The sequence below is a fragment of the Undibacterium cyanobacteriorum genome (assembly GCF_031326225.1).
Classification (GTDB): Bacteria; Pseudomonadota; Gammaproteobacteria; order Burkholderiales; family Burkholderiaceae_D; genus Undibacterium; species Undibacterium cyanobacteriorum.
The window spans coordinates 4,318,884-4,334,174 of the sequence record NZ_CP133720.1 but is presented as its reverse complement, the minus strand read 5'-3'; the positions used below and the strand labels follow the sequence as shown (position 1 = coordinate 4,334,174).

Genomic DNA, 15,291 nt, shown 5'->3' with positions numbered 1-15,291 from the left:
TCCTAAACACGATGAATTGAGTCCCGTCGAGCCAATTTGTTGGCACTGCGTTTCAAGTGGTCTGACGGGGAGGGCGCACTTGAGGATTTGCTACCTTGTTTCACACCACGCTTCGACAAGCATGCTCGAGGATGGCGTTATGTCTGTATGGTAGTGGAGATTTCAAAAGCTTAAATGGGATCCCCAGAGTCAAAGGAAAAACTTCCAAAAATAATTCAAAAGTGTCGTATTTGTTCTGCGCTTTCGATGTCGTCTCTACATCTTTTGAGGAAATGCTTGATTAGTTTGTATCGACATCATTCATTTCTTCTATACGCTCATTTATTTGTATCGCAAGTCCCATCTTGCTGCGCAGCTTCGAGCTCACGCATCAACTCATCAATAAATACGCGGGTTCGTGCCGGCATTAAGCGGCGTCCGGGGAAGACGGCCCAGGCATTAAATTCCGGTGAATGCCACTGTGGCAGTACGCGGATCAAGCTGCCGTCGTGTAAATGGCAGCGGGCGAATTGCTCGGACAAGAGGGCGATGCCAAGTCCATCGAGTGCTAAACGTCTGAGCATTTCGGGGGAGTTGGCAGTGGCAATGCCGGGCGGTACGCCTTCCCAGCTTTGTTCACCACTCTTTAGGCGCCACGGAGCTGCGTCGCCGCTGCGTCCTAAGAGCCTCAGGGTTTTATGTTCCATTAAGGCTTCTGGTTCTTGCGGCTCGCCATATTGTTCAAGGTAGTTGGGCGCGGCATAGAGCGCTGCGGAAAATACCGCCAATAAACGTGCCGCCAAAGAGGCGTCATCGGGCAGAGTGCCCATGCGGATCGCGAGATCGAAGTTCTCGCCGATGATATCCACGCGACGCGGTGATAAATCCATTTCTAGGCTGATCGCCGGATACTTGCGCAAGAAGCGGCCAATCATGCTGGAGATGGTTTGATTGGCAAAGTCAGCCGGCATGGAGACCCGCAAACGCCCACTGGGTTCTGATTGCCTGAGCTGGGTGAGAGCTAAGGTTGCCTCGACTTCTTCACTGACCTGCTGGGCATGCGCCAGCACATGATTCCCAAAATCCGTCACCACGAGCTTGCGTGTAGTCCGCAAAAGTAAGCGCTCGCCCAATTGATTTTCCAAGGTGCTGAGGCGGCGCGACAGCGTCGATTTCGGCACCGCTAAGCGTTGTGCTGCTTTACTAAAACTTCCCTCACTGACGACACGGGCGAAGAGGAGAAGGTCGTTTGGATCGAGTTGCATGAGGATAGTCTTTCGTGGATGTGCTGCCGTAAGGAGCTGTGAGCTGGTTTCTGATTGATTCAAATTTGGAACAATCATATCCATTTTAACGTCTTCCGGATCGAATTTGGAACATATAAAGTGTGCTTACTTTCTCAGCAGCGCAAAACAATGAACTGTGCTGCTTCACTTAATGAAGACTAACCAAGGAGCACGATCATGAATATTTTGCAAATTAATTCCAGCGCCCGCGTTGCAGGTTCCCATTCCACCGCGATTGCCAATCAAGTGAGCGCACGCTTACTTGAGCAGCATCCAGAGGCCAACTTGGTCTTGCGTGACTTAGCCGTGACGCCACAACCGACTCTGGACGAAGTCGCCTTGCAAGCTTTGTTCACGCCCGCCGACCAACGTACTGCAGAACAAGCGGCACGCGTCGCCTTGGATGATGCTTTGATCGCAGAAGTGCAAGCCGCGGATGTGTTGGTGATCGGCGCCCCGATGTACAACTTCGGCGTATCGGCACAATTGAAGAATTGGATTGATGCGATTTCACGGGCCCAAGTGACCTTCCGTTATACCGCGAATGGTCCAGAGGGTTTGTTGAAGGGCAAAAAAGTGTATGTCGTGTTGACACGTGGTGGCTTGTATCGCAATACGCCTAACGATACACAAATGCCGTATTTGAAAGCCTTCTTGGCCTTCCTCGGCATGACAGATGTCGAATTCATTTACGCTGAAGGCTTGGCAATGGGGCCGGCGGCGGAAGAAAAAGCCTTCCATGAAGCGCATGCGCAAATCGAAGCTGTTTTAGCTTAATTCGGCCTTGATTAACGATAACGAACCATCAATAAGATAGGGAGAACGAGATGAATCCAATTCAGAAATACGCCAGTACAACGGCGATGGTGTTAGCGGCTTTGATTTTGCTGGCCGGTGGTGGGGCGAAGTTGGCAGGTGTACCGGAAGTGCATATGAGCTTTGGCATCTTGGGTTTGCCAGCTTGGTTTGGCTACTTTATCGGTGTCTGCGAAATCGCTGGTGCGATTGGACTCTTCATTCGTCCCTTGCGCGCTTTGGCGGCGGCCGGTATTAGTTTGATCATGCTCGGCGCAGTGTATTTCCACATCATGCATACGCCGCTGGCACAAGGTCTACCAGCTTTGTTTGTCTTGTTGACCAGTGTGTATCTCGTGACACAGAGCAAAGATCAGTTGTTTAAAACCAAGTGATGCTGCAAGATACGCGTCGCTAGCGTGATCACTCTTGCTGGGGCAGCGTATCAAGCAAGAGTAAGAAGCAAGAGTAAGAAGCAAGAGTAAAAAGCAAGAGTAAAAAGCGGGCTGATTCATCTGCAATTTCCATTAGCGGAACGCAAGAAAAAGCTCACATAGAAAACAGAAAAGGGAAACATCATGAAAACCATGGTTACATCGGAGCATATCCAACAATCGCGCGCGGTCGAGCAATTGGTGGTGGGACAGGCCACCTCCGATGGCGCTGGTGTGAAATTGACGCGGGTGCTGACGCAGCCGTATCAGTATCGACTCGATCCTTTCTTAATGCTCGACGCCTTTGGTAGCGATAATCCCGATGAGTACATCGCTGGCTTTCCAGATCATCCGCACCGCGGCTTCGAAACGATTACTTACATGCTGGAAGGCCGCATGCGCCATCGTGATAGTGCCGGTAATGAGGGTTTGCTGGAAAACGGCGGCGTACAATGGATGACGGCAGGTCGTGGCGTGATCCACTCTGAATTGCCAGAACAAGAAGCTGGACGGATGGAAGGTTTTCAGTTGTGGTTGAACTTGGCAGCGAAAGACAAAATGTCACCGGCTTGGTATCGCGATTTCAAGAGCCATGAGATTCCAGAAATCGAAACCGAGCAAGGTGTTTTGGCACGAATTATCGCGGGACAAAGTCACGGTGTGGCAGGCGCAATGTCGCGTGTCACGACAGAGCCGATCTATCTCGATCTACATATGCCAGCTGGAAGTAGTTTTAGTCAAACCTTGCCAGCTGACTTTAATGCCTTCATCTACGTGTATCGCGGCGAAGTGAAGATCGGTGAGCAGCAAGTGCCTTTGCAGCGTATGGCGATTCTGAAAAAATGGCCAAGCGCGGATGGTGTCAAAATCACTGCCAGTGCCGATGCGCGTTTGATCTTGATTGCCGGACGCCCGCTTGGTGAAACGATTGCGCAATACGGCCCCTTCGTGATGAATTCGCAAGAAGAAATTTTCAAAGCGATCGATGATTTCCGACGCGGGCAGTTGGTAGAGACGATCTCGACCAATCAAGGACAGGGCGTGTTGGCGCAGTAGGCGACATTGGTCGCCTCCTTGTTTGCCCAGCTTGTTCGCAAGCGCAAAACAAAAACGGCTCTCTGTTTTTTCAGAGAGCCGTTTTGCTTAGTGCTGGAACTAGGTAGAAATGTAACTCGGAATGTGAATCAAAATGTGATTCAAAATGTGGTTCCGCGTGTGGTTCGCAGTGTGACTTGGAATGCGGCTTAGAACTAAGCCACATTCCCGCCCTCGATGTTAGAAGGAAGCCGCACCAACTGCCGACACCTCTTTGCCATCGGTGATCCAATGTTCATTATTGGCCGAGAAGTAAGTGATCATCACCTGCAATTGATGTTCGCGCAGCTTACGTTCAAATGACTGCGCGGCATCAGTGTCGGTGATGGATAGGGCGACGATCGATTCACCAGGCATAATCTTCTGACCGACCAAAGGCAAGCTCTTCCAGACCAAATGATCATTTGGCCCAATCACTGCTTCGAGTGCCGTTTTCGCATCAGCCACGGCATGACCATCGAGCAGAATTTCGACTTTTTTTATGATGCCGTAGCCGGTACCACGATTACGGATCACCCAACGGAAGCCTGCATCATCGGTTTCGATCTTCCAACCAAAAATAGGGAAACCTAATCCTTGACGTTGCGGCAGAGCGCGTTGGCGCTGTGGCAGTTCGCGTTGTGAACGCAGGTAGAGATAACCACCAACGACACCCGCTAAAATAATCCCTATCGAAATAATAAAGGGCAGATTACCTTTCGACAGACTGGTTAAATAAGGATCGTATAACAGCAGCATGACGAAGATCACGAGCGCTGGGACGATGTTGAAACCAAGTACCCAGAGGAAATAGCGCTTAATAAAACTCTGCACTTCGCAGAACTTAGCGAATAAGAAAGCGAGCACGATAGCAATCAATAAGAACGCCGTTAGTGCAATTTGTAGATACCAACGATTGACGCAAGCGAAGCGAGCAACGGCCGATGGCAAGCGGTCGGCTTGATTCGATTCACGGAAATTGCGCAAGATACAAAGCGCAATCTGCTGGCCGCGCGCACAAGACTCGGACATATTCAGTGTCGGTTTGGCGATGTTCTCAAAATCGGGCGCCCACAGTCCCATGCCACCGAAATTATCGCTGGCGTACACCACATCGTCCTCGAGCTGTTGCCAGTTATGGTTATCAAACTGCATCACAGGAATGATATTGCGTAGGAACTCTGCTCGCGCGTTCCCATGCAAACCTTGTTCACTCTCGATATCTAAACGCAATTGTTTCTTCGCATCGGTGCTCGGTTCGTTGAGCAAGACGAGGAAATAATGCTCGCTCAAATCCCGATCTCCGGCGACAGAACGACTTTTAATCTCGTTACGAAGTTTGATCAGATTCGGCAACGCAAACGCACCCTGTCTTCCTTCACCATCTGCGCTCAGTACCGATTGCGTCATCACAATGTTAACCGCGACATTCTCTTTGCGTAGCGTCTTGTGCAAATTCAAGAAGAATTCGTTAAACAGCGTGGTTGAGTCGAGATCAGTCGGATAGTTTTGGAAGTAAATCGTGACGCCGTCGCCGCGCGTGACCGGTTCTGCAAGCCCGAGGCTGAGCGTGGGCTTGAGCTTGGACGCTGTATCAGTTAAGCGTGTGTGCAACAAGTTTTTGATATTGGTTAGGAGCTTAGACAGAATGGCTTTTTTGTTGTCGCGTGAGTGACGCTTCCAATCGCCATTCCAATCATTCTTCTGAATGACCCAGTCAACCTTAGAATTGTATTGATGAGCCACGCGGATAAATTGATTTGCATCCGAGGAACCATCTTTGATATCGAAAGGAACTGCGCCCAGTCGAAAATCACCCACATTGTCGACCGTGAGGCCTAGATAAGCGACGCGATTCAGGACATGAAAATTCATGGTCTGCGCCGCTTTTTGATTGTTCCAATAAGGATAGAAAGCATAAGAGACACCAGCGAAATCATCTAAGGCGCAGCCACAGTCGCCGCCTTTCAGCGTGATTGGCATGATTTCATCTGGCATGGCTTTCTTAGCCATGTTCTCGATCGGAAGGGCCAAATAATTCAAGTAAACCTCTTCGATTAAGCGACGGCTTTCTTCGAACGACGCTTTATCACATTGGCTCACTTGTAAGCGCAGGCGTTTCAACTCAGCGAAGGCCTTACTAGGCTCGAAGCCCTGATTGAGACGTCCGTCCGCGCTTTGTGGATTCACATTACTGAGCTCTTTCGCGAGCAGATCAAATTCTTCATCAGGCATGCGCAAGCCAGCGACATACAAATTGCTAGTCGGTGAATTCATTTTGCAGGCGCCAATACCCATAATCATTTTTGAGATGGCCGCACTGCGCAGCAGACTGACTTCCGGATAACTCACATCTTTGATTTGGCTCAGAAGACGAATCAAAACGCTAGGAACCCCAGTATTTTGAATGTTACCTTTCAACTGTGCCTTGATATTGGTAATCGATTGCGTTGTGAGATGGATGTTGTCGAACACGCGCGAAGCATCAGCCACAATTTCTCTTTCGTCTTCGCTGAGCGATAAGCTATCACCCGTAAATTTATCGGTGATGAATTCGTCGAATAGCTCACGGGTTTTGAAATATTGCGTTCCTTGTACACGCAATTCGTCAATCACCGCGGCTGGGAACTCGCTTGTTTCTTTGAGTCGTTTCAGTGCCGCTTCATCGATCAAAAAACCATCGAAATCACCAGCATAGCGTTCGATCAAAGGCCAAATTTGCGAGACGATATGTTCACGTCCACCCATCGCCTTGGTCACCGCAACGCGTAGTGCTTCACTTGAATTAAACTCTTTGTCTTTGAGTGTTGTGAGGATCTGTACGATTTGATCTTTGCCACCGAGAATGTCGAGATCGCCCTGCGTTAATTTGAAATAGTAAAAGGCGCTTTCATCGAAATTCGAGCGCGGTGCAGTACGCGGTGCAACTTTACGTTGGCTGCGGAATCGGTTGACGAGTTCAATCAATTCTTTTTCGCTGCCTTGACGACGAATCTGGAAGTCTTGCTGTTTCACTTTATCGGCCTGCATGAAATCCCAGGCTTCAAATTCAGGGCTCATGAGTATTGTGACTTCGTCCTTATGACGTGCCGCGAATTGAGCGATGCGATCGACATTTTTCGCGAGCGCGGGAGCGTAATCGCCTTCAGCGTTGACTTTAAAACTAAAAGCGAAACGCTGCAGCCAAGATAAGGTGATAGGGCCAACGATGCCATCGTTGAGTGGTTGGCCTTTCAAACTGTAATCATGCTGCCAATCAGGAAGCAGTCGATAAATACCTTCCAGCTGTTTTTGCATGGACAGCACGGCATCTTTGCTTAAGTCTTTGAAATGCTCTTGCTTGATATTGCGGTTATAGCCGACGATATTGACGGCCTTGCCCGGCATAATCGTCGCTTTATTATTGTCGATCGCTTGATTGATGTCGTTCTGACTTGGTTTCGGCAGCGAAACTGGGGCAGCTTTCTGTGGTGTCGAAGCGGGTTTTGATGTTGATGAATACGGTACCGCGAGGGAGGTCGGCACGGCCACCTTCGGTAGTGCCGGCATGACAGGTTTGTTGATTACTGGAGGCGTCACGATCTTAGTCGTTGACGGCGCCGGAATCGCTGGTAGCTTCAGTGCAGTCGCCGCCTCTTTCTTCAAGGTGCTTTCGTTTGCACCACTGGCGACGGTCGTGATTTCGATTTGATCGGCGCGGGCCGGTAGCGTCGCGACAGAGGCGCACAGGCTAGTCGCAAAGCAGCACGCGATGGCCATTGCATAAGGCTGTAGTTTGAGTTGGTATTGAACAATTTTCACAGTGTCTTCCCATCCTTCATTAATTCTCTGCCGATACCGGCAAGCAAATCATCTTGAGTAATCAGTTCACGTTGGTTCTTCACCGCGCGTATGGCGGCATAGCGCGCAACATTCAGTAGAGCACCGCCAGCCAATTCATAGCGTTCCGCGATATCACGGAAATTCACATCGGCATCCAATTTTGTGGTGTTAGCAAATAAGCCGCGCCAGAGCCGTTCGCGTTGGGCTGCATCAGGCATTGCAAAATACACTTCGCTTTGAAAGCGGCGCGCGAAGGCGGCATCAATATTCGCTTTCAAGTTGGTCGCCAAAATCACCACGCCCGGAAAATCCTCAACGCGTTGCAGTAGATAAGAGATCTCTTGATTCGCATGACGGTCATTCGAGCTGCTGGTCTGGGTCCGTTTGCCAAATAGAGAATCGGCTTCGTCAAAAAACAAGATCCAATTTTTGTTTTGCGCTTGGTCAAACACTCCGGCCAAATTCTTTTCTGTCTCACCGATGTACTTCGATACCACCATCGACAAATCAATTCTATACACATCGAGTGCCAGCGCCTTGCCGATCAAACTGGCAGTCAAGGTCTTACCTGTCCCCGGTGGGCCATAGAACATCGCGCGATAGCCAGGTTTCAGTGATTTTTCGAGTCCCCAGTTTTGCAGAATTTGTTGCGGGCTGCGTAGCCAAGTCACGATATTATTGACTTCATCCATCACCTCTTGATTCAGTACCAGATCAGACCAATCGAGTTTGGTTTGCATGAGTTTGGCGGGGAAGTTCGCGCTGAAATCGGGTTTATGCACTTCGCCATCGGCGAGGCGTTGCAAGAATTCGTGACTCAGTTGTAGCGATGCGCCAAAGGCGGGTTCGCCATTCGATTGCAAATCAAGTTTGATGACGCCGCGGCGAATAAAAGCGTGTTCCTCTTTGAATAGACGCGCCACGGCAAAACGTTTGCCGAGGTGACTGCCAGCGAGAATGAACGAAGCGGTTTCGCAGGTCGGTAAGAAACCGCTATGGCTCTTGCCGCGCCAGCCACCAATCTCGCTATACGAGCGACCGAGGGCGGAGTTTTGTAACGAAAAGAGATCGAGTACTTGTGGGCGCACATGCGGCATCAGTGCCAACATCAGCACGACCCGCTCGGTAAAGCCAAAACCAAATTCGAGTACAACTTCGGCGTAGGGTCCGTCGCTGGCGCTCAAGCTTGGTGCCGGACAGACGGTTTCCAAGTCGACATCTTGTTCATTGTGTTGAAAATAGTACTCGAAACGCGTCTCGCACACTTGGTTAAACCAAGTGATTTCTCGTTCCAAAGCGCTGGTGTTCACGGTTATCTTCATACGATTATCTATTCAGAACTAGCGCGCCACTTGACGTGCAAAGGTGCGCGCATCCACGGTAAGCGGATCATCGCAAAACTCCACGGCAAGCGATCCAATAACATGTCAAAAGTCGAGGTCGGGATGCGCAAGTGCCAATTTTCTTCGTCGTAACTCAATTGCCCTTCGCGCACCAAGAAGGTTTGCCTGAGGCCGGCAATCGAAGTCTTTCCTAGCGCGCTCCAGTGACTGATCACACCATTGAGCATTTGTTCGATGACCGTCTTTTCATGTTCGCTGATGTCGATACCGGCAACGATGGGCACGCCGCCATGAATGCCGCACAACAGTTTATTCAAGGCCAGTTGATATTCAGGTGTGCTGCTCTCGCCGGTGACGACATACTGCAATAGATGAACCGCGCGTTCCGCCGCTTGTTCGTCGACGAAGGCGTTATTTTTTGTGAGCTCAAGAATCGAAAAGAGACGCTGAATGTAGGGCGCGATGATGACCATCCCAGCGTTCTGCACATTGCTCTCGCCATACGGAAGCTCTTCAGCTTCGCCCAGCAGTCGGGCACGCTTTTTGATCTCGTCTAAGGATCGTCGCTGCCGCTCCCGTTCTTGTTCGCGCGCGCGTTGGGCTTGGAGCTGCATTTGACGCTCTTGTTCATTGAGTTTGGTTTTGAATTCTTCTAACAGTTTTTCCGGTGACGCCTTGGCAACCTGAATGCGCAAGATCTGAGCTAAGTAAAGCGCCGGATCTTGTTGCTTGAGTACAAAGCGCAAGCGGTAAAACGACACCAAGCTGTCTTTGCTCCATGCACTGCCATCTGTCTCAAACGCAGCGGAGTGATGGGCCCGTAACGCCGGAATAAGTGGCTTTAAGTCTTTCATCAACTCTGCGCTGCTGCGTTCGAGGAAATACATGAGATCGGCGGTGTCGAGTGCTTCGCACCACCGTTGAATAGCGTGATCTTGCTGCAGCATAGTGCTAATCTGTGGCAGCAGTTCCCCTTGCTGTACCATCGCACGGCGGGCCATCTGCCGCACCCACAGTTTTTCGTTTGCGCTTAACGGCGAGAGTGATTGCAGCAGACTTTGCAGTTTTGCTAGCGTGTTCGTCTTCGTGCTCGCGTTGTTAGTTGTGCTTGTACTTGTGTCTGCATTTGTGTCTGTACTTGTAACCGTATTAGTGTTCGACACCGACACCGTGCTCGGCGTTGAGTTAGCCAAATCTTGAGCAAAGTTCATTTCTGCCAATTGGGTGACCATAGGCGAATCAAGCAAATCAGGCAGTAGCTGTTCGACCTCTGTAGCAAGTAGCGGGTTACTGTATGCACTCTGATTTGACTGCGCCGCACGGGCTTGGGCGCGCACATTCCGTGCAAGGCTATGCCACAAGCGTTCTTGATTCTGCAAATCAGCCGTCGACCACAAGCGTCGACTCAAGTGGCTGCGCAAAGGATGTTTGAGTACTTCACTTTGTTCATCAGGCAAGCCCCCTGAGTCTCGCAAAGCGTTCAAATCGCGCAACTCGTGTATGAGCTTGGCGATATCGCTGCTGGCACCGAGATTGGCGATTAAGAGCTCGAGCACTTCCTCGTCGGTGACAAGCGCTTGTTCTTCAGTAAAACTATGTGGAGTCACAAGGGAATCGGTTGTCGCGCTCAGAGTTTCGGTTTGTGGTGCAACGTAATCGAGACAATCGCGTTCGCCAAGCAAGGCTGCCAACTGCTGAGATAAATATGAGTCACCGTGCGACAGGCTTGCATAGTAGATGTGGCGAAGAAGTTTGGTTTCCTTTGCACGCTCTTGCTCTGTTGATGACCAGTGGGCTTGCTGGCGCAACAGGCTTAGCAATTGATGCGCCGAAGTCTGTGCTAAGAACTCGCGTTGCAGACTCGCTTGATAACTGAAAACGAGTACTTCCATCTGCCACCTTGCTTGATCGAGCTGGGTCGGTAAGCCCTGTTGTAGCACGCTTGCTGCTTTGATGACGAGTTTGACTAAATGGCCAAAGCGCGGCGAGTTGACTGTGATCAGATCGAGAATTTTGTCTTGCGGATTCTGTTCAACTAAACGACGGGTTTGCTGAGCTTGTCGCAAGTATTGACGCTGTGCGCGACGCAAATCATCGCCATGCTGGGCGACCAACACTGACCATACTGAATCGAGCGGTGCCAAATTAGTACCGAGCATGGCTTCTGCCAGAATCTGTGGCAAGTGCTCGTGCCAGCTTCGTGGTAGGCTCGACGTCGATGACGGGGCCACTTTGACGTCCGCTTTGACGTTCGCACTGATGTCCGCACTCAAGTGGGTAGAGTCGTCTTCGCGATAGAGTTGGTGTGCTAGCTCAGTAAAGGCGAAGGCCTCATCTTGATCGGAATTGGAGTCTTCAACACGTACAACAGTGGGTGAGAAAATAGCAAAGTTCGCGCGCAGCTTGGTGCTCCACTGTTTGAGGTGCCCGAGCATGCTACCTGCTTGCTGACTTAGATCAAGCGTGACCGCAAATTCATCTCGCAAAATGCGGCGCAATTGTTGTGCACGTGCACTTGTGCTTTCGTGCAGGGCGAGTTGCAAAAGTAAGAGGAGGTGAGCCGCTTGCGCTTGTTGCAAACTACGCCTTAAAATCGCGCGCCATTGATCTTTTGTGGTCGACGAAATCGCGTTCGCTTCTTGCATCAGGTTCGATAGCAATTGCTCGCTCAAATAATGAACCAACCATGCACGCAACGCAGGTTTGCTCAGTTGATTCGATACCGCTTCCCAGTTTCCTTGCAACGATGTTTCCAAATCGGAAGGCGCCGGACTGGCGATCATCGTCTGCACCTGTCTCAGCGCGAGCGGAATAGCGTCTTCTTGTAGATCAATGGCCGCGGCTGCTTGACTGTTGAGGCGCGTACTCTCGCCAAGTTGAAGTGGCTGGTTTAGTGCTGTTGCTGGGACAGTAGCGGACTTCTCTTGATTGGCTTGTTCCAGTAAGCGTTCAACATCAATGTCGCGTTGCAGTAGCAGCTCATACAACACCAATTGCGTAAAACGGGCGCGGCTTGCATCGTCGCTGATCTGTGCACCGTAGAATTCTATGCATCTCAGGAAAGGCAAGGCGGCATCGGCCTGGCCAAGAGCTTGGAACCAAAGGTTCAACAATTCCTGATACTGCTCTGCGCTGATCTGACTCGCCTCGGTGTTGCTTGGGGTACCGCTACTGACTTGAATCAAGGTTGCTAAGATTTTCTCTAGGCCTTCGGTGGACTCGTTGGCCTGCGCTAATGATGCGGATGGGGCAGATAGATTCGGTGCTAGATCCTTAGCGTTCGCATCTAGATTGCGTCGGAGGCCCAGCAACTGCTCTAGTCGGAGAATCGCGCGGGCTTGGTTGCTATTCAGTTCTCGTGTTGCCAACTGATCCAAATCCGCCAACACAGTGAACATCGCTTGGTCGATATGTAGTGATGCTAGGACTTGTTGTGCACCTAGTAGACTGGCGAGATCGACTTGTCGTGTCAGCGTGGTCGAGGTGTTGGATTGTTTTACTGCGACGAAAGTGCTGGTGTCATTCTCTGTTGATTGAAGATCTTGCAGATGCTGCAGGCGCCAGTTTAAGGCCTCAATCGCCAGTAAGGACGATTCGGAGATAAGCGGTACGTGCTCTATGCCGTGCTGATCTTGAGCGACTTTGATCTCGCTCAGCAGTGTTACCAGCAAATCGCGCGTTGCATTTCGCCCGGCGTTTGCCTCGGCAGGTAAATCGTATGCCAAGCGATATAGGCTTAGTAAACCATTCCATTCTGCACTGGCAAGATGTTGTGGATGTGCTGCTTGCCACCACAAGAAGAATTGCCATGCCTCGGACAAACTAAGATCGAGCGCCGATAGTTCAGTTTGCCCTAGCAGCCATGCCTGATAACGGGTGTATACCGGATGTGTTTGTCCAGTCGCTGCAGCCTTAATTTCAGCAACTTCAACTTCAACCTCGTGCCGGATTTGTTCAAGACGAAGTTGATTCACCAAGTTTGGTAATAGGTTTCGTGTTTGCTGTGTCAGTGAATGTGGCGGTGCAGGCACGGCGAGTTTGTCGCTCTGATGTGCTTGCGAGGGCGCTAAGTGGTCTGGTGTTGTCAGGAGTCGGTTGATTGCTGTGCGCCACCATGCATGTGGGCGATCGCTGACCGCGCTTAATAAGTCCGCCAGTAAATTTTGCATCGATGCGGTGCTAACCTCGATAGGCAACAACTGGGGCAGGGTACTGGTTGATATCGTGCCCTCGGCGATGCCAAGCAGAGTGTCTTCGATTGCATGCTGGATTTGCGTGTGATTCCAGCGTACTAGCAGACTGTCGCCATAAGCCTTGTCGATCAAGCTTTTCAGATCATTAAGACCTTGCAAAAGCTCTCTGACCATCAGCGACTGTTGTGGATACAGTGCTTGTATCAGGCTAGTTCGCAATGCCGGCTTGAGTGTTTGGATGAGCTCGCGTCTCTGAGCCGGTTGCCAATGACGGTAGATTTGTATTGCCGCTCTGGGATTCTTCACCAGATGTTCGACCCATAGTGCGTGCTCGGAGTAGTGCGACAAGAGCCAGCTGCCTTTTAGCGCAGTCGTCGTAATGGTCGTCGGATCGACCTCAGCTGTGAGTGCTTGCGTGACGGCGACCCAATCCTGCATTTTTTCAGTGTCCATCCACGCTTGGAGAGAAGCCTGCAATGCGGTGGACATTTTCTGCTGGAGCTTGAGCGCTGAACTCATTTGTAGCACACCATGGGCACGCAGGCGGGCGAACAGCTTACGTGTGAGCTCAATCGGGCTCGCTTGTTGTGTGCTGTCGTGTAAAGCGATTTCCAACAGCGCATGTGCCACGGCATGCGGCAAGCTCGCGCCATAGCTTAGATTCATCGCGGCGCGAATGATACGCCACAGGGTATTGAAAGCGACAAAGTTGGGATGACTTGTTTGCGCATCGGCACTACGAATGATCGCCTCGACCCAGGATGTCTGGTGCGGATAGAGAGTTGTCAGCGCGTTGATGCTTTGGTCGAGGTTGAGTTTTTCTATCAGTGAACCCAACTGGGTATGGGATAAACGTCGTAAGCTCGCAAGACCTGCCGCATCATGAGCCAGTTGTTTGAAATGCTGCAGAATCTGCTTTGCATCTGCGTTATGGAGATCTTTGACGGCTTGCGCAAATGGCGTGAATTCAAGCAGTTGTGTCGAGTATTGTGCTTCGATGCGGTCGATTAGTGCTGCTGCGCGCAGGCTTGCTACTGGTTGCAAGAGGGCGTCATCAACGATTTCTGCGAGCAAGGTGCTCGATGCCGGCGAAGCATCCAAACTCGCTAGTGCGGTGAAGATCCAAGCACACTCAGCCTGCAACACTTGTAAGAGTGCGAGCTTGGCGTTGAAACTTAAATTCTGTTGCCAAATTCTTGCACGATCTTGATGCAGGCGTTTGAGGTGTTGCAGCAAAAATTGATCACTACGATGCACGAGGTCTAACATCGCTTCATTGTCGCCAGCCGCGATCATCGCAAGAAATTCTTCGAGGACAGATTCGGTGTCGATGAAGCTCAAGCGCCTCGTTTCGTTTGGACTAAGCGCAGCATTATTTAAGAAGAATTCGGCCGCATCCTGCTGATTAAACGCGAAATGGGCAGTAGCAGCATCGCCGCTTTCGATCATAAAAAGGTGAGCTAAATTGCTGAGTAAGTTTTGGGCGTAGTCAACGCTAAAATGTTGTTCGTTGGCGCGGCGTTGAATGTCATTCTTATACTCAGCGAAACGCACTTGGGCGCGAATATTCTTTGAGGCGTAGAAGCCCAAGGCCAGCGTGCGTAGCGTCCGTTCGATATTGGTGGTGTTGAGATTACTGAGCACGTGTAGCCACAAATCTTCGCAATAGTCGAGTTGATCGCCATGCAGTGTGAGCTCCAAACTGAGCCAATCGAGTAGGTACTCGCGCTCATTGCTCGACCATGCACCCAACTGTTTTTTCAGTAGCTGGAAGCGATCCGCTTCATCAAACTGGCGCACTAAGCGTAAGAGTTGGGTGGGATGTTGACGAATCTCTTCAAAGAGACGTTGATCATTTGCGCGTAGCAAAGTCTCTTGCAATAGACGTTTGTGGGCGAAGCGCGGATGATTTGCGAATTGCCAATCTAGTTGGCCTGACTTCAGATAGTTCAGAAGAGCCTCTTCTTGTTCGCTTTGCTGCGTTTCAGAGACGGAAAGCGAGGCTTCAGTCTTTGTGTTGGCCGCCGAGTAGGTGTCCCGATTGTGACGACGCAGTTGCTCCATCAGCGCATCACTGAGCTTAGCTCTTAAACGTCGAGCTGCTTCATGATCGGCGATGTCAGCTTCGATATCACCCAAATCGATCTCGAGTTTGCTAATTCGTTGATGTAAATGGTTGGTGAGTCCGGCCTCTTGCGCACTTTGTTCGACCACTTCTTCGACAATCGGTAAGAAGACGCGGCGCACCCAGTCAGTGTAATGCCCACTATCACGCGCCACGCTGTCGTTGATCCCATCAATCGAGAGATCAACTTCCAAAGCGTGTATCGCATGTTGAACTGGCTTGGCGTGGGCGGCAGTCATG

At 50.7% G+C, this 15,291-nt stretch carries 7 protein-coding genes; 3 read left to right on the top strand and 4 right to left on the bottom strand.

Annotation, left to right across the window (positions count from 1 at the left end; all coding sequences use genetic code 11):
* Positions 1 to 317: 317 nt before the first annotated feature.
* On the bottom strand, positions 318 to 1,328 hold the full coding sequence (locus tag RF679_RS18055; RefSeq protein WP_309482013.1) for a LysR family transcriptional regulator: 1,011 nt from the start codon (positions 1,326 to 1,328) through the stop codon (positions 318 to 320).
* 114 nt (positions 1,329 to 1,442) lie between these two features.
* Here RF679_RS18055 and RF679_RS18050 point away from each other — a divergent pair, with 114 nt between their 5' ends.
* The 3 genes from RF679_RS18050 to RF679_RS18040 all read left to right on the top strand — a co-directional run bounded on the left by RF679_RS18050 (position 1,443) and on the right by RF679_RS18040 (position 3,550).
* Positions 1,443 to 2,042, top strand: coding sequence for an FMN-dependent NADH-azoreductase (locus tag RF679_RS18050; protein ID WP_309482012.1), 600 nt, complete (start codon positions 1,443 to 1,445; stop codon positions 2,040 to 2,042).
* A 50-nt stretch (positions 2,043 to 2,092) separates the two neighbouring features.
* Positions 2,093 to 2,455 carry a DoxX family protein gene (locus RF679_RS18045; RefSeq protein ID WP_309482011.1) on the top strand — a complete coding sequence of 121 codons (363 nt, stop codon included), beginning with the start codon at positions 2,093 to 2,095 and terminating at the stop codon, positions 2,453 to 2,455.
* A 183-nt stretch (positions 2,456 to 2,638) separates the two neighbouring features.
* Positions 2,639 to 3,550 carry a pirin family protein gene (locus RF679_RS18040; protein ID WP_309482010.1) on the top strand — a complete coding sequence of 304 codons (912 nt, stop codon included), beginning with the start codon at positions 2,639 to 2,641 and terminating at the stop codon, positions 3,548 to 3,550.
* Between the two features lie 219 nt (positions 3,551 to 3,769).
* Here the strand turns inward: RF679_RS18040 and RF679_RS18035 are convergent, their stop codons facing one another.
* Genes RF679_RS18035 through RF679_RS18025 form a run of 3 tightly spaced genes read right to left on the bottom strand, consistent with a single transcriptional unit; the run spans position 3,770 to position 15,290 of the window.
* Positions 3,770 to 7,369 carry a hypothetical protein gene (locus RF679_RS18035; RefSeq protein ID WP_309482009.1) on the bottom strand — a complete coding sequence of 1,200 codons (3,600 nt, stop codon included), beginning with the start codon at positions 7,367 to 7,369 and terminating at the stop codon, positions 3,770 to 3,772.
* Entirely contained in the window at positions 7,366 to 8,712 is a 1,347-nt protein-coding gene (locus RF679_RS18030) for an ATP-binding protein (RefSeq protein WP_309482008.1), read from the bottom strand. Before RF679_RS18030 ends, RF679_RS18035 begins: the two co-directional genes overlap by 4 nt.
* Before the next feature lie 8 nt (positions 8,713 to 8,720).
* On the bottom strand, positions 8,721 to 15,290 hold the full coding sequence (locus tag RF679_RS18025) for a contractile injection system tape measure protein (RefSeq protein WP_309482007.1): 6,570 nt from the start codon (positions 15,288 to 15,290) through the stop codon (positions 8,721 to 8,723).
* Position 15,291: the final 1 nt, after the last annotated feature.

Bases quoted from the DNA above. Each gene is read 5' to 3' on its own strand.
- RF679_RS18040 (WP_309482010.1), top strand. From the start codon at position 2,639: ATGAAAACCATGGTTACATCGGAGCATATCCAACAATCGCGCGCGGTC.
- RF679_RS18055 (WP_309482013.1), bottom strand. From the start codon at position 1,328: ATGGATATGATTGTTCCAAATTTGAATCAATCAGAAACCAGCTCACAG.
- RF679_RS18050 (WP_309482012.1), top strand. From the start codon at position 1,443: ATGAATATTTTGCAAATTAATTCCAGCGCCCGCGTTGCAGGTTCCCAT.
- RF679_RS18045 (WP_309482011.1), top strand. From the start codon at position 2,093: ATGAATCCAATTCAGAAATACGCCAGTACAACGGCGATGGTGTTAGCG.
- RF679_RS18025 (WP_309482007.1), bottom strand. From the start codon at position 15,290: ATGACTGCCGCCCACGCCAAGCCAGTTCAACATGCGATACACGCTTTG.
- RF679_RS18030 (WP_309482008.1), bottom strand. From the start codon at position 8,712: ATGAAGATAACCGTGAACACCAGCGCTTTGGAACGAGAAATCACTTGG.